The organism is Amycolatopsis sp. (assembly GCF_036008905.1).
Classification (GTDB): domain Bacteria; phylum Actinomycetota; class Actinomycetes; order Mycobacteriales; family Pseudonocardiaceae; genus Amycolatopsis.
Window position 1 is genome coordinate 16,247 of record NZ_DASYMU010000101.1, and the last position, 22,508, is coordinate 38,754.

Here is a 22,508-nt window from a genome sequence, read left to right on the forward strand (position 1 = left end):
CCGCTGGTAACGTGTATCCACGACAGGCCGCCCCGAAGCCGTGGAGGACCAGCAAATGACCGACCGCGTGAAAGTCGTGATCGTGGGGACCGGGTTCGCCGGCCTCGGGCAAGCCATCCAGCTCGAAAAGGCCGGTATCCGGGACTACGTGATCCTGGAGAAGGCGGGCGAGGTCGGCGGGACCTGGCGGGACAACTCGTACCCGGGCTGCGCCTGCGATGTGCAGTCCCACCTGTACTCGTTCTCCTACGAACAGAACCCGGACTGGTCGCGGTCGTTCTCCCAGCAGCCCGAGATCTTCGCCTACCTCAAGGGCGTCGCCGACAAGTACCGGTTGCGCGAGAAGATCCGCTTCGGCGTCGAAATCACCGGTGCGCATTGGGATTCCGACGCACGCGAGTGGACGGTCGAGACGAAGTCCGGGGACGAGTACGTCGCCCAGTTCCTGGTTTCCGGCGTCGGCGGGCTGCACATCCCGCAGATCCCGGTGCTGCCCGGGATCGAGAAGTTCAAGGGCCAGACCTGGCATTCCGCACGCTGGAACCACGAGTACGACCTCAAGGGCAAGCGCGTCGCCGTGGTCGGCACCGGCGCGTCGGCGATCCAGTTCGTGCCGCAGATCGCGCCGGACGTCGACGAGTTGACGCTGTTCCAGCGCACGCCGCCGTGGATCATGCCGAAGACGGACTACGCGCTGCCGGGCTGGGCGAAGAAGCTGTTCAAGCTCGTGCCAGGCGTCCAACGCCTGTACCGCAGCGCGATCTACCTGATCCGGGAAATCCCCGCGCTCGGCTTCAACGGGCATCCCGCGATCATGAAGGTGGGCGAGCGCGTCGCCAAGCGCCACCTGGCCAAGCAGCTCAAGGATTCAGTGCTGCGCCGCAAGGTCACCCCGGACTACCGGATGGGCTGCAAGCGCGTCCTGATCTCCAACGACTACTACCCGGCGCTCACCCGGGACAACGTCGACCTCAACACCGATGGCGTGCAAGAGATCCGCGAGCACTCGGTGGTGGACAACAACGGGGTCGAGCACGAAGTCGACGCGATCATCTACGGCACCGGTTTCCACGTGACCGACGCGCTCGAATACCTCGACATCACCGGCATCGACGGCCGCAGCCTCGCCAAGGAATGGGCCGCCGAGGGCATGCGGACCCACATGGGGATCACGGTTTCGGGCTTCCCCAACCTGTTCTTCCTGCTCGGCCCGAACACCGCGCTGGGCCACAACTCGGTGGTGTTCATGATCGAGTCTCAGTCCAAGTACGTCGTCGACGCGATCAAGCTGGCCGACTCGCACGACGCCGCCGCGCTCGACGTCCGGCCGAGTGTGCAGGACAAGTTCCAGGAGGAGATCCAGGAAAAGCTGGTCAACGGCGTGTGGACGCAGGGCGGCTGCAAGAGCTGGTACCTCGACGCGAAGGGCGTCAACCGCACGATCTGGCCGGGCTTCACCTGGCGCTACTGGCTCGACACGCGCAAGGTCAAGGCCAGCGACTACGAGCTGAGCGGGCGAGCGCAGTGACACTCCCAGGCAAAGACAAAATCGACAACAACAAGCCAGAGGAACCCGAGCAGATCGTCCTGCACGCGCGGGACGTCACGTTCGACTGGGCGTCGCTGCCGATGCACTGGGTTCCCGGGGAACCGCAGGTCACGCACACGATGAACGTGCTGCACCTGGCGTTGCCCGAAGGTGAACGCTGGTTCGTGGAGCTGTTCAAAGAGGCCGTCCCATTGATCAAGGACACGCGCCTGCGCGAGAATGTGCTCGGGTTCATCGGGCAGGAAGCCGTCCACGCGGAGGCGCACAGCGGCGCCGCGGATCACCTCGAAGCACAGGGCGTACACGTCCAGCCGTTCATCGCGCAGATGGAGTGGCTGTTCCGCAAGCTCCTCGGCGATCGCGGTCTCAAGGGCAAGGCGCGAGAGGAGTGGCTCGTCGAGCGGCTCGCCGTCGTCGCCGCGATCGAGCACTACACGGCGTTCCTCGGCCAATGGGTGCTCGATTCGTCGCCGCTGGACGCCGCCGGCGCCGACGAAACCATGCTCGACCTGCTGCGCTGGCACGGCGCCGAAGAGGTCGAACACCGCTCGGTCGCGTTCGACCTGTTCCAGCATCTCGACGGCCGGTACGCGCGCCGCGCCCGCACGATGGTCGTCGTGACACCGGTGCTGGCCTGGGTTTTCCTGCGGGGAACGCGGTTCCTGATGGCGCAGGACCCGACGACCGGCAAGAAGGCGAGCTGGCGGACGTATCGGAAGGCCGCCAAGAAGGGCCTGCTCCCGACCGGACGTCAGCTGGTGCACGAAGTCCGGCCGTACTTCAAGAAGGCGTACCACCCGGTGCAGACGGGCAACACCGATCAGGCGGTCGCGTACCTGGCGAGGTCGCCTGCCGCGCTGGCGGCCGACGCGCCGCGGTGAGCCTGCCGCGTTTTCCCGCGCATCTCCGGGGGAAGCCGCGAGCCGACCGGCTGATGTCGACGCTGGTGGGGGTCATCGCGGCCTACGAGCGCATCAGTGCGTTCAGCGGACGGCGTCGGCCACCGGTGGTCGAGGTCGATCGCGATCTCGTGCTGCGTGTCGACGAGGTGCGTGCGGAAGCTGACTGTGTCGTGAGCCTGCGACTCGTCAAGCTCGACGGTTCCGACCTGCCGAAGTGGCGACCGGGGGCGCATCTCGACCTCGTGCTCCCCTCCGGCCGGGTGCGGCAGTATTCGTTGTGCGGCAACGAAAATGACCGCGCGTACTACCGAGTTGCGGTGCGCCGGATCGACCACGGCAACGGCGGTTCGCTGGAGGTCCACTCGGTTCTGCGGCGCGGCTCGATCGTCGTCGTGCGCGGCCCGCGGAACGCGTTTCCGTTCGTGGTGGACGAGAAGTACCTGTTCGTCGCGGGCGGTATCGGGATCACGCCGATCCTGCCGATGGTCCGCCGCGCGGCTGCGCTGGGCGCGGACTGGCGGCTCGTCTACACCGGGCGTGACCTCGCGTCGATGCCGTTCCTGACCGAAATCAAAGAGCTCGCCGAGTTCGACGCCGAGCGCGTCTGGATCCGCCCGGACACGGAGTACGGCATTCCGGCGTCGGGCGCGGAGCTGCTGGAAGGTTCACCCGAAGGGGCGAACGTGTACGCCTGCGGGCCGGCGCCGATGCTCACCAGCGTGCGGGTCGACGCCGTTCCGCGGGCGAAAGCCGTGTTCTTCGAACGGTTTTCGACGCCACCGATCGTCGGCGGGAAGCCGTTCCGGGTCGAACTGCGACGCACGGGGACGACGCTGGACGTCCCGGCCGACCGGTCCGCGCTCGACGTCATCCGGGAGGCGCTGCCCGATACGGCGTACTCGTGCAAGCAGGGTTTCTGCGGCACCTGCGAGGTGCCCGCGATGACCGGCGAGGGCGTGCGGATCTGCGTCGCGCGAGCGCCCGGCGGCACTGTCGTCCTGGACCTTTAGCGCTCTTCGATGTCATGATGCCTGGTTGTGGGCCTGCGCTCGGAGATCGCACAGTCATGGCGTCGGTCCGAGCTGAGCGGGTTAAGGCCGGGCGCCGCGATCAACAATCTCAAGGTCCGCGAAATCGACAGCCGCAGCCGGCTGCTTCGCGCGGCCGCGCCGGTGCTCGACGGGATGGCCGGGCATCTGGCGGGCACCAGCTTCTGCGTGATGCTGGCCGACAGCGAATGCCGGATCGTCGCGCGGCGCTTCGGTGAACGCGTGGTCGGGCAGGCGCTCGACGAGATCAGCGTCGGCATCGGGTGTCAGTTCCTGGAGGAGAACACCGGGACGAACGCGCTGGCGACGCCGTTCGAGCTGCGACGCGGGGTGGCCGTCAGCGGTGACGAGCATTTCCTCGACGCGTTCAAGAAGTTCACCTGTTACGGGCATCCGATCGTGCATCCGGCTACCCGCAGGCTTGAAGGCGTCCTCGACATCACGGGGTTGGCCGGGGACGAAAACCCTTTGCTGGCACCGTTTCTCGTGCACGCCGTGACCGATATCGAGCGGCGGCTGCTGGACGATTCGAAACAGGCCGAGCAGCGGTTGCTGGCGGCGTTCCAGTCGGCGCAGCACCGGGCGACGGCTGTGCTCGCGCTGGGCGACGACGTCGTGCTCGCGAACAACGCGGCCGTGCACCTGGTCGACGCGGCGGATCACGCGCTGCTCCGCGAGTTCGGGCGGACGCGGCGTGGGGTGCGGCAGCTGGAGCTGACCTCGGGGACTGCGGTCGAAGTGCGGGTCGAGGCCGTTTCCGCGAACGCCGGGATGCTGTTCGAGATCGCGCCGCTGCGGCCGAACGGACCTCCCGTGCCGCGCCAGCGGGCCGATCGCGGGGTGCTGCCCGCGGCGCTCGAAGACCGGTTGCGACGCAGTGGGCAGGACCGTCGGCGCGTGCTCGTGTCGGGTGAGCCCGGCACCGGACGGACGTCGGCGACTTCCGTGATCGCCGGGCAGTCGCCGGTGGCGCGGCTCGACGCGGCCGACGTACCGACGCTCGGGCAGACAGTGTGGCTCGCCCGGTTGGCCCAACTCGCCAACGAGCATCAGGGGCTGGTCGTGGTCGAGGCCGCGCACCTGCTGCCGCCGGTGCTGGCGGCCGGTGTCGCGCGGCTGCTGGACACGTCGTCGGCGTGGATCGCGCTGACCAGCGGGCCTTCCGAAGAACTGCGCGGCGAGCATGCCGCGCTCACCTCCCACGTGCATCGACGCGTCGAGCTGCCGACGCTGCGAGACCGTCGTGGCGACATCCCCAGACTCGCCAGGACGGTTCTCGCAGCGCTGCGACCGGCCCGTTCGCTCAGGCTGACCGCCGACGCGCTCGAACTGCTCACCGCGCAGCCGTGGCCAGGGAACCTCCGCGAGCTGGAAACCGTGCTGCGTCAAGCGATCGAGCGCCGCTCGGTCGGCGACATCACCGCCCGCGACCTCGCCCCGAACTGCTCCGTCGGCGCCGCCACTCCGCAACTCACCGGCTGGGAACAAGCCGAACAAGACGCCATCACCAAAGCCCTCCAGGCCAGTGGCGGCAACAAGGTCCACGCCGCGAAACAACTCGGCATCAGCCGCTCAACCCTCTACAACCGCATCCGCGCCCTCCGCATCAGCTCCCCCTAAGTGCACCCTGCGCACGCTCAAGTGCAATCCACGCGCGCCCGAGTGCAGTCTGTGCACACGTGTCCGCGTTCTGTGCACGCATGACGGCGATTTCCCGCGCGCCCCCGATCGCGCGCGGGTGTGCACAGAAAGCGGTCACGCGTGCAGGAATCGCGATCACGCGTGCACAGACTGCACTTGAGCGTGCGTGGGTTGCACTCGCGCGTGCGTGGTTAGCCGCCGTAGGGGACGGTGAGGATTTCGAGGACGTGACTGTCGGGGTCGTCGAAGTAGACGCCTCGGCCGCCGTCGTTGGTGTTGATCTTGCCGGGGGTGGTGTGCCCGGGGTCGGCCCAGTAGGGGAGGTTCTGCTCGCGGATGCGGGCGAAGATGGTGTCGAACTCGTCGTCGCTGACGAGGAAGGCGTAGTGCTGCGGGGTGATTTTTTCGCTGGTGGTCATGAAATCGAGTGAAACGCCTTCGACTTGGGCGATCAGGAACGGGCCGAACGGAGTCGGCGGTTTCAGGCCCAAAAGATCGGTGAGGAATTCCGCGGAGACCCGGCTGTCCCGGGCGTGGACGATGGTGTGGTTCAGCTGCACTGTCATGTCGTCCACGGTAGAACCTCCAGTTGGCTACTGGTCAAGCCCGGAAGTGTCCGGCTTTTGCACACTTGGCCCGGCCCTGCTCGTCGCACAATCGGTGCGAGAAGTGCAATGACGCACCCAGAGGAGTCCATCGGTGAAGACCAAGGCCGCAGTTCTGTTCGATGCCGGAAAACCCTTTGAGATCTTGGAACTCGACCTGCAGGGCCCCGGCCCCGGCGAGGTCCTGATCAAGTACACGGCCGCCGGGCTGTGCCATTCCGACCTCCACCTGACCGACGGTGACCTCACCCCTCGGTTCCCGATCGTCGGTGGCCACGAAGGCGCCGGCATCATCGAGGACGTCGGCCCGGGCGTCACGAAGGTCAAGCCGGGCGACCACGTCGTATGCAGCTTCATCCCCAACTGCGGCGTCTGCCGCTACTGCTCGACCGGCCGCCAGAGCCTCTGCGACATGGGCGCCACGATCCTCGACGGCCACATGCCCGACGGTACGTTCCGATTCAGCAAGGACGGCACGGACTTCGGCGCGATGTGCATGCTCGGCACGTTCGCCGAGCGGGCCACGATCTCGCAGCACTCGGTGGTCAAGGTCGACGACTGGCTGCCGCTGGAAACCGCGGTGCTCGTCGGCTGCGGCGTCCCGACCGGCTGGGGCAGCGCGGTTTACGCGGGCGGCGTGATGGCGGGCGACACCGCGGTCGTCTACGGCATCGGTGGTATCGGCATCAACTCGATCCAGGGCGCCGCGCACGCCGGGGCGAAGTACGTCGTGGCCGTCGACCCGATCGCGTTCAAGCGTGAGGCAGCGCTGAAGTTCGGTGCCACGCACGCGTTCGCGACCGCCGAAGAGGCGCACGCGAAGGTCGAGGAGCTGACCTGGGGCCAGATGGCCGACCAGGCACTCGTCACGGTCGGCGTCGTCGACGAGGACGTCGTCACGCACGCCTTCAACATCACCGGCAAGGGCTCGACGGTGATCATCACCGGCCTCGCCGCGGTGGACAAGCTGACCGTGCACGTCTCCGGCGGCATCCTCACGCTGTTCGGGAAGACGATCAAGGGCACGCTGTTCGGCTCGGCGAACCCGCAGTACGACATCGTCCGCCTGCTGCGCCTCTACGACGCCGGGAAGCTGAAGCTCGACGAACTCGTCACCACGAAGTACACCCTCGACCAGGTCAACGAGGGCTACCAGGACCTCCGCGACGGCAAGAACCTCCGCGGCGTCATCGTCCACGCCGAGTAGGGGCCTCGCGAAAAGTGGCATGAACGGACCTTTCATCTCACTCGGTAGAAGACACAGCCCGAGATGAAAGGTCCATTCATGCCGCTTCAGGAGCGGGTGAAGCCGGAGGCGAGGTCGCGGAGCGCGATGTCGAGCAACGGCGTCAGTTCGGCCTCGGGATCGGTGAGCCACTGTTCGTAGGCGGCGACGGCGACGCCGAGGGCCGCATGCGCGATGGCTTGCGGGGCAAGGGATTCCGTCGGCAGGCCGAGGCGGCCGGCGGCGAAGTCGGCGACAACGCCTCGCCAGTCGGCGTACCGGAGCGTCGAATGTGCTTGCAGGGCAGGCACTTTAAGGATCAGCGTCATCCGGCGGCGGTGCCAGACCTCGTCCGCGGCCGGGAACCGGTTGAACTCGACGACGACCTGCCGCAGCGCGTCCATCAGCGGCGTGTCCGGCGAGGTCGCGGCGAAACGGGCTCGCATGGCGACGAGTTCTTCGTCGAAATTGCCCCAGGCCACGTCGTTCTTGGACGGGAAGTAGCGGAAGAACGTGCGGCGGCCGATCCCCGCGCGTGCCGCGATGTCGTCGATGGTCGTGCGTTCGAATCCGCGTTCGGCGAAGAGCTCGAACGCGATGTGTTCGAGCTCGACCCGCGAGGTGCTTCGTTTCCGGCCTCGCTGAGGCGTGTCGACACTGCTCCGGTCGGGCACTTCCGTTCCCACCTCTTCCATTTGACACTGAGTGCCATTAGCTTGATTAGACCACCTTCAGCCACCCAACGCGGAGGACACCATGGCCGAGCCAGTGCGTGAAGAGACCGAGACGCCCGTCGTGGAGGAACTGTTGGTGGAAGAAGTCTCCATCGACGGCATGTGCGGCGTGTACTGACCCCGCCATGCCGCTTGACCTGGAGAAACCTTATCGACTCAACCCAAGTGTGGCGCTGCGCCCCGAGCCGTTCGGGGCGCTCGCCTACCACTTCGGGAACCGCAAGCTGTCGTTCCTCAAGGCGCCGGACCTCGTCGACTTCGTCCGCGACCTCGGTGAACACGCGACCCTGAGTCAGGCCCTCGACGCCCGCGAGCTGACCGACGCCCGGCGCGCGAGCTATCTCAAGGCGCTCGACTCCCTGGTCGCCACCGACATGATCGTGGAGAGGATATGACGGCGACATTGGATCAAGGAAAAACACTGCCGTTGGTAGAGCAGTTCAAGTACGGCCTCGACGCGCCGATCTGCCTGACCTGGGAGTGGACGTACGCCTGCAACCTGGCCTGCGAACACTGTCTCTCGTCCTCGGGCCGCCGCGACCCGGACGAGCTGTCCACCGACGAGATCAAAGCCGTCATCGACGAGCTCGAACGCATGCAGGTCTTCTACGTCAACGTCGGTGGCGGCGAGCCGACCGTGCGCCCCGACTTCTGGGAGCTGCTCGACTACGCGATCGCGCACCACGTCGGCATCAAGTTCTCCACCAACGGCGTCAAGATCACGCCCGAACGCGCGAAGCAGCTCGCGTCGACCGACTACGTGGACGTCCAAATCTCGCTGGACGGCGCCACTCGCGAGGTCAACGACGCCGTCCGCGGCCCGGGTTCGTACGACATGGCCATGCGCGCGCTGAAGAACCTTTCCGACGCCGGCATGCGCGATTTCAAGATCTCCGTGGTCATGACCAGGCACAACGTCGGTCAGCTCGACGAGTTCAAGCGCATCGCCGACGACTTCGGCGCGCAGCTGCGGATCACACGGCTGCGTCCGTCCGGTCGCGGCGCCGACGTCTGGGACGAGCTGCACCCGACCGCCGATCAACAGCTGGAGCTGTACGACTGGCTCGTCGCCAACGGCGAAGGCGTGCTCACCGGCGATTCCTTCTTCCACCTCAACGCACTCGGCTCGACACCGTTGCCGGGGCTGAACCTCTGCGGCGCGGGCCGGGTCGTCTGTCTCATCGATCCGATCGGGGACGTCTACGCCTGCCCGTTCGCCATCCACGACGTCTTCAAGGCGGGCAACGTCCGCGGCGAGGGCTTCAAGTGGGTGTGGCAGAACTCCGAGCTGTTCAAGGATTTGCGGCGCCCGCAGACCGGCGGCATCTGCAATTCTTGCCCGGCGTACGACAGCTGTCAGGGCGGTTGCATGGCGGCGAAGTTCTTCACCGGCTTGCCGCTGGACGGCCCGGATCCCGAGTGTGTCAAGGGACATGGTGAACAGGCACTGTCCAAACGGGACAGTGACACGCTGCCAAAGGCGAGCCAGGATCACTCGCGCACCGGGAAAAAGAAGGTACTGCTGGGAATTCCGTCCGTGCGCCTGCCCGATCGCGCGTGCGACACGAGCCCGCTGGCCTGAAACCCGAGTGGACGTCACCTGGCCTGAGATCACGCCGCAGGTTTTGTTGGTACCAACCGGTTCCTGGGAGCAGCACGGCCCGCACCTCCCGCTCGACACCGACACCCGGATCGCGGCCGCCGTGGCCGGTGGCTGCACTACGCTGGTCGCGCCGCCGGTCGCGTACGGCTCCTCCGGTGAGCACGAGGAGTTCCCGGGCACGGTGTCGATCGGACAGGACGCGCTACGCACGCTGCTCGTCGAGTTCGGCCGCTCGGCCTGCCGCTGGGCGTCGAAACTGGTGTTCGTCAACGGCCACGGCGGCAACGTCAGCGCGCTCGTCCCGGCCGTGAAGCTCCTGCGCTACGAGGCCCGCGAAGTCGCCTGGTTCAGCTGCGGGATCCCCGACGGTGACGCGCACGCCGGGCGGACCGAGACCGCGCTGATGCTGGCCATCGCCCCGGAAACCGTGCGGCTGGACCGCGTCGAGCCCGGGAACACCGCCCCGCTGCGCGAACTTCTGCCGAAACTGAGGGAAGGCAAGCTGCGTGAGGTGAGCCCCAACGGCGTGCTCGGCGATCCAACCAGCGCGACAGCCGAGCACGGACAGGTCATGCTGACCGAAATGATCAGCCACCTCCGTGCCGCGGTCGACGTCTGGCGGCCGGACGAGTTCGGGAGAATCCAGTGAACCGAGTAGCCGTAGTCACTGGAGCCGCGCGCGGGATCGGGCGCGCCACGGTGAACAGACTCGCCGAGGACGGCTGGCAGATCGTCGCCGTCGACAGCTGCGCCGACGACCCGGCCGTGCCGTACCCGATGGCCAGCCGTAGCGAGCTGAGCTCGCTGGTCGAGGCGTGGCCCGGCCAGGTGCGAGACGTCGTGGCGGACGTCCGTGACGCCGATTCCCTGCGCGGCGCTGTCGCGATCGCGCAGCAGGAGTTCGGCCAGATCGACGCCGCTGTCGCCGCGGCAGCGGTCATCGCGGGCGGGAAACCCTTGTGGGAGACCGACGACAGCGATTGGGACGCGCTTTTCGAAACCGGTGTGCGCGGAGTCGCGAACCTGGCACGCGCGGTGATCCCGGCGATGCTCAACGAAGACGAGCCGCGGACCGGCCGGTTCGTCGCGCTGGCGTCGGCGGCTGGACACCGCGGTCTGTGGCATCTCGCCGCCTACAACGCCGCGAAGCACGCCGTGGTCGGCCTGATCCGTGGCCTCGCGACCGACCTGCGCGGCACCGGCGTGTCCGCGGTGGCCGTTTCGCCCGGTTCGACGGACACGCCGATGCTCGCCGCGTCGGCGGCGCTCTACGAACTGGACGACATCAACGAATTCGCCCAGCATCAGCTCGTCGAGCGGATCCTCGACCCGGCCGAGGTCGCGACCGTCGTCGGCTGGCTGTGCTCGGCGGAGTCGTCGGCCATCACGGGCACCGTCGTGCACGCCGACGGCGGCTTTACGGCCTGAGCTGGCCTAACGGGGACTCAGACGACCCAGGAACCGATTGTGGGCTTGAAGCCACGCACGGTCCGCTCGGCGACAGCACCTTCCAGGTGGTACGGATCCTGGTTGATGATCTCGTAGAGCGCGGCCTCGTCCTCGGCCTGGTAGAGCGTCACGCCACCGGTTTCGTCGGTGAGCGGGCCCGCGACCAGCACCGTTCCGGCGTCGGCGTGCTTCTGCAGGAACTCGCGGTGGGCCGGCCGGACCGCGCCGTACTTCTCTTGCACGTAACGAATTTCGACCAGGAACCAGGCCATGACGCCTCCAACGATCAGCGAGCGGGTACGTCCAGACGCTACCCACGGCGGTCCACGTCGTGAGCGAGGCATCCCACAATTTGAAATGTGGCATTACCGGGCCAACCCGATACGCTGTGCGTGCGTATGACTGTGGTGAATGGACGTGCGCGGCAAACCGTACCCAGCCCGAAAGCGACACCCGGGCTCGGCCGGACATGGGACGAGAACGGGCGAGGGGTCATGCCGGAGGGCAGCGCGGGACAGGACAGCGCGGAACACAGCGTGGAGATGACCCTCGGGCATCTTCGCGCGATCGACGGGCCCGTGCCCGTTCAACCGCCCGCCGCGCCGCTGACCCTGGAGGATCTGTACCGGCAACATCGCATGCGGCTGGTCCGCCTCGCGATCCTGCTGGTGGACGAGCCGGCCACAGCGGAAGACGTCGTGCAGGAGGCCTTCACCGGACTGCACCGCAACTGGGGCAAGCTCCGCGACGCGGCCGCGGCCGTCGGGTACCTCCGCACGGCCGTCGTGAACGGCTCGCGCAGCGTGCTGCGGCGCCGCAAGACCGCCCGCGAGTACGTCCCGCCGCACGCCGTCAACGCCCGCTCGGCCGAGAGTCTCGCGATGCTCTCCACCGAGCACCAGGCCGTGGTCAGCGCACTGTCGAAACTTCCTCCCCGCCAGCGGGAAGTGCTCGTGCTCCGCTACTACGGCGGGCTGTCCGAGGCCGAGATTTCCGAGGCCGCCGGGATCTCGAAGGGTACCGTTAAGTCAACCGCCAGCCGGGCGCTTGAAGCACTGCAAAAAGCGATGCAGACACCCAACTGATCCGGCTCCGCTGAAGCGAACCATCAGGTTGTATCACCATGCTTGGTCCAGACCAATATATGCTGGGGTGCGTGAAGGGTGCCGCAGCAGATTTTGTGATCACGGGTGGCCGGGTAACCGCGCCGAACCGCGTACTTGACGACGGCTGGATCGCGATCGCCGGTGGCGTGATCGCCGACGTCGGAACCGGTACGCCGCCCCCTGGCAACCATGTCGACGTCGAGGGTGCGCTGGTCGTGCCCGGTTTCGTCGACACGCACTGTCACGGTGGCGGCGGTGGCTCGTTCTCGAGCGGTGACCCGGACGAACTGGCCCATGCCGTCCGCGCGCATCGGCGCCATGGCACCACCACCATGCTGGCGAGCCTGGTCTCGGACCCGATCCGGGCCCTGTGCGACCAGGTGTCGGCCCTGCGCGAGCTGGTGGAGGACGGTGACATCGCCGGGATCCACCTCGAAGGGCCGTTCATCTCCAAGGTTCGTTGCGGGGCCCATGATCCGGCCGCTCTGCTGGAGCCGGACACGGCGACGATCAACGCGCTCCTCGGTCACGGCCGGGGAGCGATTCGTATGGTCACCTTGGCGCCCGAGCTGCTCGGCGGGGTCAAGGCCGTCCGGCAGCTCACCGAGTCCGGCGTCATCGCCGCGCTCGGGCACACCGACGGGGTCGAAGAGCAGATCAGACCGGCGATCGACGCCGGCGCCAGCGTCGCCACGCATCTGTTCAACGGCATGCGCCCGCTGCACCACCGCGAACCCGGCCCGGTCGGCACGCTGCTCGACGACGAGCGCATCACCGTCGAGCTGATCTGCGACCTCGTCCACGTGCACCCGACGGTGCTCCGGCTGGCCGCCCGGCACGCCGGGCAGGGCCGCACGGTGCTCATCACCGACGCGATGTCCGCCACCGACGCGGCCGACGGCAGCTACCGCCTCGGCAGGCTGGAGGTCGACGTCACCGCCGGTGTCGCCACCCTCGCGGAGAACGGTTCGCTGGCCGGCAGCACGCTGACCATGGACACCGCCTTCCGCAACCTGGTGCAAGGCGCGCAACTCGGCCTGCTCGACGCCGTCCGCGCGACGTCCGGGAAACCGGCCGAACTGCTCGGCATCGCCGACCGCACCGGAGCGCTCAAGCCGGGGCTGGCCGCCGACGTCGTCGTGCTCGACGGGGAACTGCGTCCGCTGAAGGTGCTCCGCCAGGGGAAATGGGTTGCTGAAGTGGGTACGGCTACCTTAAGGACATGAGCGAGCCGAAGGATCCGGAGCGGCTGCTGGCCGACGCGTTGCGGGCACAGGCGGTGTTCGCCCCGCAGCCGGAGCGGACGGCGGAATCGTCGTCCGCTTTCGGACCCAAAACGCCCGAACCCGGTGGCACCGACAGCCTGCCGCCGCAGTACGGGCTGATCTCGGGCGCCGGAGCGGACTCACTCGAGCGCGAACGCGCCGCGCTGGATCCGCTGACCCCGGAGCCGCCGACGGTGCGCACCGCGCTCGCGCCGCAGCCGATCACGCCGGGGCTGCCGCTGCCGATGTACTGGGTGCTCGTGCTCGCCGTCCTGCTGGGCTTGGCCGCGGGCTCTGTCGTGGGGCTGTTGACGCTCCTCTAGCAGGTTCATTGAGGTCTGTGAAGGCACACAGCGTGACCCTGTACCGTTTTTGTTGTGATCCTCGCGCAAGGCCCAGCGAAAATGTCCATCATGCCGGACTGGCTGAACCCGGAGCATCTGCTCTCCGGACTGACGCCGACGGTGATCGGCGTGCTCTGCCTGATCATCTTCATCGAGAGCAGTGTCTTCCCGGTGCTGCCCGGTGACTCCCTTCTGTTCACCGCCGGCCTGCTGGTCGCCGGCGGCAGCATCGAGGCCCCGCTGTGGCTCGTGTGCGTGCTGGTCACCGTCGCAGCACTGCTCGGGAACGCAGTCGGTTACCTGATTGGCTATAAGGTCGGCCCGGCGATCTTCAAGCGGCCGGACTCCCGCTTCTTCAAGAAGCAGTACGTCGACCAGACACACGCGTTCCTGGAGAAGCACGGCCCGAAAGCCGTCGTGCTGGCCCGGTTCGTGCCGTTCGTGCGGACGTTCATCACCTGGATCGCCGGTATCGGCCGGATGGACCCGAAGCGGTACTTCACCTACACCGTGATCGGCGGCATCCTCTGGGCCGCGGGCATCACCGTGCTCGGCTCGCTGCTCGGCAACATCGAGTTCATCAAGAACAACGTCGACACGATCTTCATCCTGATCGTGCTGATCTCGGTCGTCCCGATCGTGATCGAGTTCCTCAAGGCCCGGCGCGGGAAGAAGGCCGGCGGCCACGACGCCGCCGAGAACGCCGCCGAGGTCACCCAGCAGATGCCGCGTATCGACGGCTAGTCAGCGTCCTCCATCGCGAACATCGAGCCTGGGTTGAAGAGGTTTTCCGGGTCCAGCGCGGTTTTGATCTGCCGGTGCACGCGAAGGCCGACCGGACCGATCTCGCGCGCGAGCCACTCGCGTTTGATCTTGCCGACGCCGTGCTCGCCGGTGACGGTGCCGCCGAGCGAGAGCCCGATCTCGAGGATCTGGTCGAACGCCTTCTGCGCGCGCTCGAACTCGTCAGGCGAATCCGGCGAGTAGACGATGGTCGGGTGCATGTTCCCGTCCCCGGCATGGCCGACGACGGCGATGCGCAGGTTGACCTCTTCGCTGACGCGCTGGCAACCCGCGATCAACTCGGCGATGCGCGTCCGCGGCACACAGACGTCGTCGGTCAGCCAGACGCCGTAGAGCTCCAGCGCGTTGAGCACGACCCTCCGGGCCTGCAGAAGCATGTTGCCCTCGGCCAGGTCGTCGGTCGAGTAGACGAGGTCGGCGCCGCAGTCGGTGCAGATCTGTTCGAGGGCCGCGAGCTCACGCTGCGCTGCTTCGCCACCGGCGTCAGACTGCGCGAGTAGCAGCGCTTGGCAGTTCGAGCCCGCGCCGAGGTCCGTCTTCAGGTAGGTCTCGGCAGCCTTGATCGACGTCGAGTCCATGATCTCCAGCAGCGACGGCACCAGGCCTTCGCGGACCACGCGTGCCACGGCCTCGCCGGCCGCTTCGGTGGTGGAGAAGCCCGCGACCAGCGTGCCCGGCGCCTGCGGCAACGGCTTGAGCGCGACCGTCGCCTGCGTGATCACGCCGAGCGTGCCCTCACTGCCGACGAAAAGCCGCGCCAGGTCGTAGCCCGCGACGCCCTTGACCGTGCGACGGCCGGTCTTCAGCAGCGAGCCGTCGGCGAGGACGACTTCCAGTCCCAGCACGGAATCCGTGGTGACGCCGTACTTCACGCAGCACAGCCCGCCCGCGTTGGTCGCCAGGTTCCCGCCGATCGTGCACCAGTCGTAGCTCGACGGGTCCGGCGGATAGAACAGCCCGTGCTTCTCCACGGCGTTGCGGAAATCGAGGTTGACCACGCCCGGCTGGACGACGGCCAGCCGGTTGCCCGCGTCGATCTCGACGATCTGGTTGAGCTTGGTCAGCACCAGCATCACGCAGCCGTCCAGCGCGTTCGCCGCGCCGGACAGGCCACTGCCCGCGCCTCTCGGCACGATCGGGACCTTCGCTTCGGCACAGGCACGGACGATTGCCTGAACCTCGCCGACGTCGACCGGCAGTACCACGGCCAGCGGCTTGCCGACCGGCGCGAGAGGCATCATGTCTCTCGCATAACTGCTGGTGACGTCGGTATCGGTGAGCACAGCGTCCTTGCCGAGCTCCTCACGAAGTCTTGCGACCAATGCCTCGTTGCCCATGGGTTACATGGTAGGCACGTTCAGCTCCGCACAACGGAATTAGTTTTCCGCTAGGACAGGAATTGCGACCGTGCGCGAACTCGCGGCAAGCGGAGCAGGAAACCGGCCTGCAGGCCGGTGTAGAGCAACAACAGGGTGCCCAGCCAGGCCGTGACGTGCAGGCCTTGGACGAACGCCTCACGTGCGGCGTCCATCAGCGGTCCGGCCTGCGCCGGTGGCAGACTCGCGGCTGTCGCGGCAGCGCCACCAAGGGTTTCGCGAGCCGAGTCGGCCGTCCCGTCCGGCAACCCGGAGCGGTAGACAGCCGTCGCCACACTGCCCATGATGGCCACGCCCAGCGCGCCCCCGACCTCGTAGCCGGTCTCGGAGATCGCCGACGCGGCACCGGCCCGTTCCGCGGGCGCGGCGGTGATGATCAGGTCGTTGGTCAGCGTCTCGGCGAGCGCGATCCCGCCACCGACCAGCAGGAACCCGACCACCAGCAATGCAAGTCCCGAATCGGTGCCGACCTGCGTCAGCGCCAGGAAACCGGCGGCCGCCAGCAGCAACCCGACGCCGATCAGCGACGACGTCCGGAAGCGCTTCGACAACTGCGCGGCGAGCAACGCTCCGATGATCCCGGCGACCGTCCCGGGCAGCAGCCACAACGCCGCCACGACCGGCGTCAGGCCCAGCACCAGCTGCAGATACTGCGGAATCAGGAACAGCAGGCCGACCAGCGCGAAGATGCCCAGCACGTTGGTCAGCACGGAAACACTGAACGCGCGGTTCTTGAACAGCTCGAGGTCGAGCATCGGCTGGTCGAGCGAGCGCTGACGTTGCACGAACGCCAGGCCGATCAGCAGACCGGCCGCGACGCACAATGCGGCGACGACGGTCACGCCGTGCTCGGCGATGAGCTTGATGCCGTAGACCGTCGGCAGGATCGCGGCCAGCGACAGCACCGCGGACAGCGGGTCGAAGCGGCCCGGGTTCGGGTCCCGCGCCTCAGGCAGCAGGAACGGACCGGCGACGAGCAGCACCACCATGACCGGCACGTTGATCAGGAAGACCGAGCCCCACCAGAAGTGCTCCAGCAGCCAGCCGCCGAGCACCGGACCGACGGCCATCCCGCCGGAGAACCCCGCGCTCCACACGCCGATCGCGGTCCGGCGCTGCTGCGGGTCGAGGAAGATGCTGCGGATCAAGGAAAGCGTCGACGGCATGAGCGTCGCGCCACCGATGCCGAGCAGCGCCCTGGCCACGATCAGCATCCACGCGCTGGTCGAAAACGCCGCCAGCACGGACGCCGCGCCGAACGCGACGGCACCGGCGAGCAGCAGCTTGCGACGGCCGATGCGATCCCCGAGCGTGCCCATGAGCACGAGCAGGCCGCCGAGCATGAACGAGTAGATGTCCACGATCCACAGCTGCTGGGTGCCCGTCGGCGCCAGGTCTTCGCTCAGGTACGGCAGCGCGAAGCCCAGCACCGTCATGTCCACGCTGATCAGCAGCACCGGCAGCACGAGTACCGCCAGCGCCCACCACTGCCTCCGGCCCGCCATGACTTTCGTTCCTCTTCCTCAGTAAAACGGCACAGACTAAACAGTCCGGACGGTACAGTTACCGTCTACTCTTGAAGGTAAACCGTCCGGACGGTACAGTCAAATCATGCCGAAGCCGTCAGCCAAGGAACGCATCCTGGACGCCTACCAGGACATCCTCATCGAGCATGGCATCGGCGCGATCACACTCGAAGCCGTCGCCGCTCGCGCGGAGGTGTCCAAAGGCGGGCTGCTGTACCACTTCGGCTCGAAGGAAGCCCTGCTTCAGGGCCTGATCGATCGCGTCGGGCACCTCGGTGTCACCGACATCGAGGAAGCCAGGGCCGCCTCCGAAGGAGTGGTGCGGTACTACCTGCGCTCGTCGGTGACCGACGTGACGCAGGACAAGGCGATGCACCGCACCACCCTCGCCGCGATGCGGCTGATCGGGAACGAAGACGCCATCGACGAAGCGATGCGCGACTACACCCAGAACTGGCGAACCCTGCTCACCGAGCAGATCGGCGACCCGATGACCGCCGATTTCGTCGGCGTCATCGGGGACGGCCTCTACCTGCGCGCAATGCTCGGTGAGGACACCTCACCCCTGCTCGACGACTTCATCGAACTCCTCGCGCGACTGGGGATTTAGAGCTCGGGAGCTAGCGCGCCATGCCGTAGACGCGGGCGACCGGGATCGTCAGCACGAGCCGCTGGTCGGCGACCATCGCGGCGCGGTACTCGTCCCAGTTCGAGTGTTCACCGGCGATCTTCCGGTAGACCGCGATCAGCGCTTCGACGGTGTCGTCATGCGGATCCTTGGCGACGGGCGTCAGTTCGGCGTCCCCCTCGGCGACGACGTAGGACCAGCCGTCCTTGGAGCTCACGTGGTAGCTGGCGCGCGGGTCGCGACGGAGGTTCTTGGTCTTCGCGCGGGTGTCGGTGAGCGAAACCTGGATGGTCCGCTTCTCCGGGTCGTAGTAGTGACTGACGTTCGAAAGCTGCGGGCGGCCGTCACGCTTCAGAGTCACGAGCACGCCGAGGTGGCCGGCGCCGAGCAGGTCGTACAGGGCTGTGTCATCGGTCATAGCCCGCACAACCCGTGTTCACGCCGCCGCATTCCCGGTGTCACCCGTTGGCCTTGACCTCCAGTTAGCTTGATATTTCAGACTGGGGACGTGCGAAAAGGCCGGCTTCTGGACTCAACCAGGCATAACGGTCATAAGAAACAAGTTGCGTACAGCAACTAAAGTGTTGTCCACCACAGAAGGGTTATTCCGCTTGCACAACCGGCGGAACGAGCACATCCTTGCTTTAGACAACTAGTTGCAGCAGTCAAATAAGACACCCTCAGTGAAAGACACCACCTCATGGCACCTTCGCAGAACGCCGTCACCACGACGGCCGAGCTCGATCTCGCCGACGACCTCGGCCAGCACCTGGTCCGTCTCGTCCGCCTGATCAACCGCGCCAAGTCGCAGGTGACCAAGCAGGGACCGGACGGCATCGAACGAGCCGCGTACGCGATCCTCTTCTGCCTGATCCACGACGGGCCGCAGCGCACCAGCCGGCTCGCCGAGTCCCTGCACTCCGAGATTTCCACGATCAGCAGGCAGAGCAGCTCGCTGGTCCAGCACGGCCTGGTCGAACGTCAGGCCGATCCCGAAGACGGCCGCGCCTGCCTCCTCGCCCCGACGTCCGAAGGACTGCGGGTGTTCGAGGAGAACCGCAAGCAGCGCAACCAGTGGCTGGCCGAAGTACTGGCCGACTGGAACCAGGAGGACCGCAAGACCCTGAACAACCTGTTCGGCCGGCTCAACTCCGGCATTGAAGCAAGCGCTCCACAATTCGCCGAGCCCACGCCGGCGCTGGGGATCACCAAGGGGACCAAAGCATGACCACGACCGCAGAAAAGCAACCGGACGAAGTGGTGTCGGACGACGCCGCACCCGTCCTCACCCACCGCCAGATCCTGACGATCCTGTCGGGCCTGATGATGGGCATGTTCCTGGCGTCGCTCGACCAGACGATCGTCAGCACCGCTATCGTCAAGATCGCGAACGACCTGAACGGTTTCGACCTTCAGGCCTGGGCGACCACCGCCTACCTGGTCACCGCCACGATCGTCACGCCGATCTACGGCAAGCTGTCCGACATCTACGGCCGCAAGCCGTTCTTCATCACCGCGATCTCGATCTTCGTGGTCGGCTCGATCGCCTCCACGTTCGCGCAGTCGATGTACGAGCTCGCCGCGTTCCGCGCGGTACAGGGTCTCGGTGCCGGTGGCCTGATGTCGCTGGCCATGACGATCCTCGGTGACATCGTCCCGCCGCGTCAGCGCGCGAAGTACCAGGGCTACATCCTCGCGGTGTTCGGCACCTCGACGGTGATCGGCCCGATCCTCGGTGGCTTCTTCTCCGGGTTCGACTCGCTCGCCGGTATCGCCGGGTGGCGCTGGGTCTTCCTGATCAACGTCCCGATCGGCATCATCGCGCTGTTCGTCGTCGCCAAGGTGCTGAACGTCCCGCACAAGCGCCAGGACCACAAGATCGACTGGTGGGGCGCGATCACCCTGATCGTCGCCGTCGTGCCGCTGCTGATCGTGGCCGAGCAGGGCAACAAATGGGGCTGGGGCGACTCCAAGTCCATCCTTTGCTACGCCCTCAGCGGCGTCGGCATCCTGCTGTTCCTCCTCGTCGAGAACCACATGAAGGACGAAGCGCTCATCCCGCTCCGGCTGTTCAAGAACTCGACGTTCAGCGTGGCGATCCTCGGCGGTGTCATCGTCGGTGTCGCGATGTTCGGTGCCATCACGATGATCCCGCAGTACATGCAGGTCGTCCGCGGCTACACGCCGACCGAAGCCGGTCTGCTGATGCTGCCACTGATGATCGGCATCATGGGCAGCTCGATCGTCTCCGGGCAGATCACCAGCCGGAGCGGGCGGTACAAGTTCCTGCCGGTCGTCGGCACGCTCCTGATCGCCCTCGGCGCGCTGCTGTTCGCCCAGGTCGAATACAACACGCCGATCTGGCAGCCGCTGATCTTCGCGTTCATCATCGGGTTCGGTCTCGGTGGCTGCATGCAGACGCTGATCATCGCGGTGCAGAACGCCGGCCCGCGTAAGGACATGGGTGTTTCGACGGCGGCGGCGACGTTCTTCCGCCAGATCGGTGGTACCGCGGGTGTCGCGGTGTTCCTGACGATCCTGTTCAACGTCCTGCCGGGCAACATCACCAAGGCCTTCAACGGCAACCTCCCGCAGGGCGCCGGACTGCAGCTCGCCGAGCTGCAGTCCAACACGAGCCTGATCCAGGGCCTGCCGGACGCGATCCGGATCCCGGTCCTGACCGGGTTCACCGACTCGATCACCACGGTCTTCTACGTGGCCGCCGGGGTCGCGCTGCTGGCGTCGATCGTGCTGCTGTTCATGAAGGAGATCCCGCTGTCCGACGGTGGCCCGTCGGCGGCGTCCACGATGGAAGGCGGCGAAGCGCTGCTGCCCGTCGACCATGAGGCAGCTGTGTCCGACGCTTGGACCGACGCGGACGAAGCGTTCAACGAGCAGCGTGAACCCGTGCTGGTCGGAGCCGGGAAGCACTCGCTCGCCAGCGAGAACGGACACGGGGAGTTCAAACCGATGGCAGGCGCGTTGCCGACCCCGATCCTCAACTCGGTGGCCGACGTCGAAACCGGGCACGGCCAGCCGGTCAACGGACACGTGCGTCGCCTGGACGGGACCTCGGTCGCCGGTGCCGCGCTGACCCTGATCGACCAGCGTGGCCGTCAGGTCGCCCGTGGCGTCGGGAACACCGACGGCAGCTACGAGATCGGCACTCCCGGAGACGGCACCTACGTGCTGATCGTCTCGGCGAACGGGCACCAGCCGCAGGCGTCCAGCGTGGTCATCGGCGGCCGTCCGGCCAAGGTGGACATCACGCTGACCGGCTCCGGCGGCCTCACCGGCACGGTGTGGACGGCGGGCAGGCACACGCCGCTGGCCAACGCCACGGTGACGCTGACCGACGCCCGCGGCGAGGTCAACGGCGCGTTCATCACGCAGGCCGATGGCGCGTACGCCTTCCACGGCGTCGGCGCCGGGCAGTACACGCTGGTCGTCAGCGGCCAGCTGTACCGGCCGATCGCGGTCACGCTGACCGTCCCGGACAGCGGCGTGCTGAGCCACGACGTCGAGCTCACCGGTTCGGTGCTGCTCGCCGGAACGGCCAGGACCGAGGAAGACAAGATCGTGCCGGACGCCCGGATCACCGTGCTCGACGCCGAGGGCAACGTGTCCGCGGTCGCCAGGACGGACGCCGAGGGCCGGTACATGGTCAGCGACCTCCCCGAGGGCAGCTACACGGTGGTGGCCAGCGGATACCCGCCGGCGACCAGCCAGGTCAGCCTGCTGGGCGGCACGGAAGCGAACCACGACGTGCGGCTGGGCTACGACCAGGCACTGGACGAGCTGGTCGACCGCTCATGAGCGGGCTGCGTGCGCGGATCCGCACGGTCGAAGGCTGGGCTGTCGAGCACGCTGTCCTGACGGTCACCGACATGACCGGCCTGCAGGTCGCCAGGGTGGTCGCGGACGCGAAAGGGGCAGTGGCGACCGAGTCGCTGCCCCCGGGCGTCTACACCGCCGTGGTGACCTCGGCCGGGCACAACCCGATCGCCAGGACGGCGCAGATCGCGTCGGACGGCTCCGGCTCGCTCGGCGAGATCCTGCTGAACCCGGCGGAAGGCGCGATCGAGCTGCCGCCGCCGGGCCCGTGGGTGATCGACCCGGCGCACTCGTCGGTGATCGCCACGGCCAAGCACCTCGGGTTCACCAGCATCAAGGTGCGCTTCCCCGAGGTGTCCGGCCGGATCATCGTCGGCAGGCCGATCGAGCAGTCGTATGTGGACGCGGAGATCAAGGCCGCGGCCATCGAAACCGGGATCAAGATGCGCGACGACCACCTGAGGTCGTCGGACTTCATGAACGTCGAAGCGCATCCGATCATCGGGTTCACGAGCACAGAACTGCGGCAGCGCGGCACGGACTCGTGGACGCTGGTCGGTGATCTGTCGCTGCACGGCGAGCGTCGGCAGATCGAGCTCGACGTGCGGTACGGCGGGTTCGGCGCGGACCCGTGGGGTGGCATCCGGATGGCCTTCCACGCGGAAACCCAGCTGCACCGCAACGACTTCGCGATCAACTACAGCGCGATGGCTCGCGCAGGCGTCGCCGCTATCGGGGCCAACATCAAGATTGAACTGGACATCACGGCCATACAGGGCGAATCGCTTCCGGAGTTCTAAAGCGCGTTGTGAGGGGCCTCTTCTGCGAAGAAGGGGCCCTTCCTCGTGTCACCGATACCTGAAATACA

General features: G+C 67.1%; 24 protein-coding genes. 18 read left to right on the forward strand and 6 right to left on the reverse strand.

The features are described from left to right. The first annotated feature begins 55 nt into the window (after positions 1-55). From VGP60_RS18505 to VGP60_RS18520, 4 genes are read left to right on the forward strand one after another with little or no spacing between them, the layout of a single operon-like run. Positions 56-1,528, forward strand: coding sequence for an NAD(P)/FAD-dependent oxidoreductase (locus tag VGP60_RS18505; protein ID WP_327549270.1), 1,473 nt, complete (start codon positions 56-58; stop codon positions 1,526-1,528). Next, positions 1,525-2,430, forward strand: a complete 906-nt coding sequence (locus tag VGP60_RS18510; RefSeq protein ID WP_327549271.1) for a metal-dependent hydrolase — start codon at positions 1,525-1,527, stop codon at positions 2,428-2,430. The genes VGP60_RS18505 and VGP60_RS18510 overlap by 4 nt, the downstream gene beginning before the upstream one ends. Next, positions 2,427-3,461, forward strand: a complete 1,035-nt coding sequence (locus VGP60_RS18515) for a PDR/VanB family oxidoreductase (protein WP_327549272.1) — start codon at positions 2,427-2,429, stop codon at positions 3,459-3,461. Before VGP60_RS18510 ends, VGP60_RS18515 begins: the two co-directional genes overlap by 4 nt. 27 nt (positions 3,462-3,488) lie before the next feature. Continuing rightward, positions 3,489-5,120, forward strand: a complete 1,632-nt coding sequence (locus VGP60_RS18520) for a sigma-54-dependent Fis family transcriptional regulator (protein WP_327549273.1) — start codon at positions 3,489-3,491, stop codon at positions 5,118-5,120. 212 nt (positions 5,121-5,332) lie between these two features. Here the strand turns inward: VGP60_RS18520 and VGP60_RS18525 are convergent, their stop codons facing one another. Further along, positions 5,333-5,707: a VOC family protein gene (locus VGP60_RS18525; protein WP_327549274.1), complete on the reverse strand. Its 375-nt coding sequence runs from the start codon at positions 5,705-5,707 to the stop codon at positions 5,333-5,335. Between the two features lie 133 nt (positions 5,708-5,840). On the opposite strand from VGP60_RS18525, the gene VGP60_RS18530 reads away from it, so the two are divergent. After that, positions 5,841-6,953, forward strand: coding sequence for an NDMA-dependent alcohol dehydrogenase (locus VGP60_RS18530; protein WP_327549275.1), 1,113 nt, complete (start codon positions 5,841-5,843; stop codon positions 6,951-6,953). Between the two features lie 86 nt (positions 6,954-7,039). Here the strand turns inward: VGP60_RS18530 and mftR are convergent, their stop codons facing one another. Beyond that, positions 7,040-7,666 carry a mycofactocin system transcriptional regulator gene (gene mftR, locus VGP60_RS18535; RefSeq protein WP_414640374.1) on the reverse strand — a complete coding sequence of 209 codons (627 nt, stop codon included), beginning with the start codon at positions 7,664-7,666 and terminating at the stop codon, positions 7,040-7,042. Positions 7,667-7,727: 61 nt separating this feature from the next. On the opposite strand from mftR, the gene mftA reads away from it, so the two are divergent. From mftA to VGP60_RS18560, 5 genes are read left to right on the forward strand one after another with little or no spacing between them, the layout of a single operon-like run. Continuing rightward, positions 7,728-7,823, forward strand: coding sequence for a mycofactocin precursor MftA (gene mftA / locus VGP60_RS18540; RefSeq protein WP_327549277.1), 96 nt, complete (start codon positions 7,728-7,730; stop codon positions 7,821-7,823). 7 nt (positions 7,824-7,830) lie between these two features. Then, positions 7,831-8,100, forward strand: coding sequence for a mycofactocin biosynthesis chaperone MftB (gene mftB, locus VGP60_RS18545; protein ID WP_327549278.1), 270 nt, complete (start codon positions 7,831-7,833; stop codon positions 8,098-8,100). 26 nt (positions 8,101-8,126) lie between these two features. Next, positions 8,127-9,287 (forward strand): mycofactocin radical SAM maturase, encoded by a 1,161-nt coding sequence (mftC, locus tag VGP60_RS18550; protein ID WP_327549355.1) that lies wholly within the window; start codon positions 8,127-8,129, stop codon positions 9,285-9,287. A gap of 7 nt (positions 9,288-9,294) precedes the next feature. Beyond that, entirely contained in the window at positions 9,295-9,957 is a 663-nt protein-coding gene (gene mftE / locus VGP60_RS18555) for a mycofactocin biosynthesis peptidyl-dipeptidase MftE (RefSeq protein WP_327549279.1), read from the forward strand. Beyond that, a complete protein-coding gene (locus tag VGP60_RS18560; protein ID WP_327549280.1) occupies positions 9,954-10,736 on the forward strand; it encodes a mycofactocin-coupled SDR family oxidoreductase in 783 nt (260 codons plus the stop codon). Before mftE ends, VGP60_RS18560 begins: the two co-directional genes overlap by 4 nt. 17 nt (positions 10,737-10,753) lie before the next feature. Here VGP60_RS18560 and VGP60_RS18565 read toward each other — a convergent pair whose 3' ends face one another. Further along, the gene (locus tag VGP60_RS18565; RefSeq protein WP_327549281.1) at positions 10,754-11,029 is read right to left on the reverse strand and encodes a YciI family protein; all 276 of its coding nucleotides are present in this window, start codon (positions 11,027-11,029) and stop codon (positions 10,754-10,756) included. Positions 11,030-11,251: 222 nt separating this feature from the next. Between VGP60_RS18565 and VGP60_RS18570 the strand changes: the two genes are divergently transcribed. From VGP60_RS18570 to VGP60_RS18585, 4 genes are all read left to right on the forward strand, one after another. Beyond that, the gene (locus VGP60_RS18570) at positions 11,252-11,842 is read left to right on the forward strand and encodes a SigE family RNA polymerase sigma factor (protein ID WP_327549356.1); all 591 of its coding nucleotides are present in this window, start codon (positions 11,252-11,254) and stop codon (positions 11,840-11,842) included. A 95-nt stretch (positions 11,843-11,937) separates the two neighbouring features. Next, positions 11,938-13,089, forward strand: coding sequence for an N-acetylglucosamine-6-phosphate deacetylase (gene nagA, locus VGP60_RS18575; RefSeq protein ID WP_327549357.1), 1,152 nt, complete (start codon positions 11,938-11,940; stop codon positions 13,087-13,089). Further along, positions 13,086-13,451, forward strand: coding sequence for a hypothetical protein (locus VGP60_RS18580; protein ID WP_327549282.1), 366 nt, complete (start codon positions 13,086-13,088; stop codon positions 13,449-13,451). Before nagA ends, VGP60_RS18580 begins: the two co-directional genes overlap by 4 nt. 54 nt (positions 13,452-13,505) lie before the next feature. Beyond that, a complete protein-coding gene (locus VGP60_RS18585) occupies positions 13,506-14,216 on the forward strand; it encodes a DedA family protein (RefSeq protein WP_327549283.1) in 711 nt (236 codons plus the stop codon). Here VGP60_RS18585 and VGP60_RS18590 read toward each other — a convergent pair. Further along, complete coding sequence (locus VGP60_RS18590; RefSeq protein WP_327549284.1) at positions 14,213-15,613, reverse strand: FAD-binding oxidoreductase; 1,401 nt, start codon at positions 15,611-15,613, stop codon at positions 14,213-14,215. The genes VGP60_RS18585 and VGP60_RS18590 overlap by 4 nt on opposite strands. Before the next feature lie 50 nt (positions 15,614-15,663). Beyond that, positions 15,664-17,157: an MFS transporter gene (locus VGP60_RS18595; protein WP_327549285.1), complete on the reverse strand. Its 1,494-nt coding sequence runs from the start codon at positions 17,155-17,157 to the stop codon at positions 15,664-15,666. A gap of 106 nt (positions 17,158-17,263) precedes the next feature. Between VGP60_RS18595 and VGP60_RS18600 the strand changes: the two genes are divergently transcribed. Further along, positions 17,264-17,788 carry a TetR/AcrR family transcriptional regulator gene (locus VGP60_RS18600; RefSeq protein WP_327549286.1) on the forward strand — a complete coding sequence of 175 codons (525 nt, stop codon included), beginning with the start codon at positions 17,264-17,266 and terminating at the stop codon, positions 17,786-17,788. A 10-nt stretch (positions 17,789-17,798) separates the two neighbouring features. Here VGP60_RS18600 and VGP60_RS18605 read toward each other — a convergent pair whose 3' ends face one another. After that, a complete protein-coding gene (locus VGP60_RS18605; protein ID WP_327549287.1) occupies positions 17,799-18,224 on the reverse strand; it encodes a PPOX class F420-dependent oxidoreductase in 426 nt (141 codons plus the stop codon). Positions 18,225-18,506: 282 nt separating this feature from the next. On the opposite strand from VGP60_RS18605, the gene VGP60_RS18610 reads away from it, so the two are divergent. From VGP60_RS18610 to VGP60_RS18620, 3 genes are read left to right on the forward strand one after another with little or no spacing between them, the layout of a single operon-like run. Then, positions 18,507-19,034, forward strand: a complete 528-nt coding sequence (locus VGP60_RS18610) for a MarR family transcriptional regulator (RefSeq protein ID WP_327549288.1) — start codon at positions 18,507-18,509, stop codon at positions 19,032-19,034. Beyond that, positions 19,031-21,622: an MFS transporter gene (locus VGP60_RS18615; protein ID WP_327549289.1), complete on the forward strand. Its 2,592-nt coding sequence runs from the start codon at positions 19,031-19,033 to the stop codon at positions 21,620-21,622. The genes VGP60_RS18610 and VGP60_RS18615 overlap by 4 nt, the downstream gene beginning before the upstream one ends. Further along, a complete protein-coding gene (locus VGP60_RS18620) occupies positions 21,619-22,440 on the forward strand; it encodes a YceI family protein (protein WP_327549290.1) in 822 nt (273 codons plus the stop codon). The genes VGP60_RS18615 and VGP60_RS18620 overlap by 4 nt, the downstream gene beginning before the upstream one ends. The last annotated feature ends 68 nt before the right edge of the window (positions 22,441-22,508 follow it).

What these genes read in the sequence shown, in the direction of transcription:
- mftA (WP_327549277.1), top strand. Translation starts at nt 7,728, where the DNA reads ATGGCCGAGCCAGTGCGTGAAGAGACCGAGACGCCCGTCGTGGAGGAA.
- VGP60_RS18615 (WP_327549289.1), top strand. Translation starts at nt 19,031, where the DNA reads ATGACCACGACCGCAGAAAAGCAACCGGACGAAGTGGTGTCGGACGAC.
- VGP60_RS18570 (WP_327549356.1), top strand. Translation starts at nt 11,252, where the DNA reads ATGCCGGAGGGCAGCGCGGGACAGGACAGCGCGGAACACAGCGTGGAG.
- mftB (WP_327549278.1), top strand. Translation starts at nt 7,831, where the DNA reads ATGCCGCTTGACCTGGAGAAACCTTATCGACTCAACCCAAGTGTGGCG.
- VGP60_RS18590 (WP_327549284.1), bottom strand. Translation starts at nt 15,613, where the DNA reads ATGGGCAACGAGGCATTGGTCGCAAGACTTCGTGAGGAGCTCGGCAAG.
- VGP60_RS18595 (WP_327549285.1), bottom strand. Translation starts at nt 17,157, where the DNA reads ATGGCGGGCCGGAGGCAGTGGTGGGCGCTGGCGGTACTCGTGCTGCCG.
- VGP60_RS18610 (WP_327549288.1), top strand. Translation starts at nt 18,507, where the DNA reads ATGGCACCTTCGCAGAACGCCGTCACCACGACGGCCGAGCTCGATCTC.
- VGP60_RS18605 (WP_327549287.1), bottom strand. Translation starts at nt 18,224, where the DNA reads ATGACCGATGACACAGCCCTGTACGACCTGCTCGGCGCCGGCCACCTC.
- VGP60_RS18525 (WP_327549274.1), bottom strand. Translation starts at nt 5,707, where the DNA reads ATGACAGTGCAGCTGAACCACACCATCGTCCACGCCCGGGACAGCCGG.
- VGP60_RS18565 (WP_327549281.1), bottom strand. Translation starts at nt 11,029, where the DNA reads ATGGCCTGGTTCCTGGTCGAAATTCGTTACGTGCAAGAGAAGTACGGC.
- VGP60_RS18505 (WP_327549270.1), top strand. Translation starts at nt 56, where the DNA reads ATGACCGACCGCGTGAAAGTCGTGATCGTGGGGACCGGGTTCGCCGGC.
- VGP60_RS18600 (WP_327549286.1), top strand. Translation starts at nt 17,264, where the DNA reads ATGCCGAAGCCGTCAGCCAAGGAACGCATCCTGGACGCCTACCAGGAC.
- VGP60_RS18580 (WP_327549282.1), top strand. Translation starts at nt 13,086, where the DNA reads ATGAGCGAGCCGAAGGATCCGGAGCGGCTGCTGGCCGACGCGTTGCGG.
- VGP60_RS18620 (WP_327549290.1), top strand. Translation starts at nt 21,619, where the DNA reads ATGAGCGGGCTGCGTGCGCGGATCCGCACGGTCGAAGGCTGGGCTGTC.
- mftR (WP_414640374.1), bottom strand. Translation starts at nt 7,666, where the DNA reads ATGGAAGAGGTGGGAACGGAAGTGCCCGACCGGAGCAGTGTCGACACG.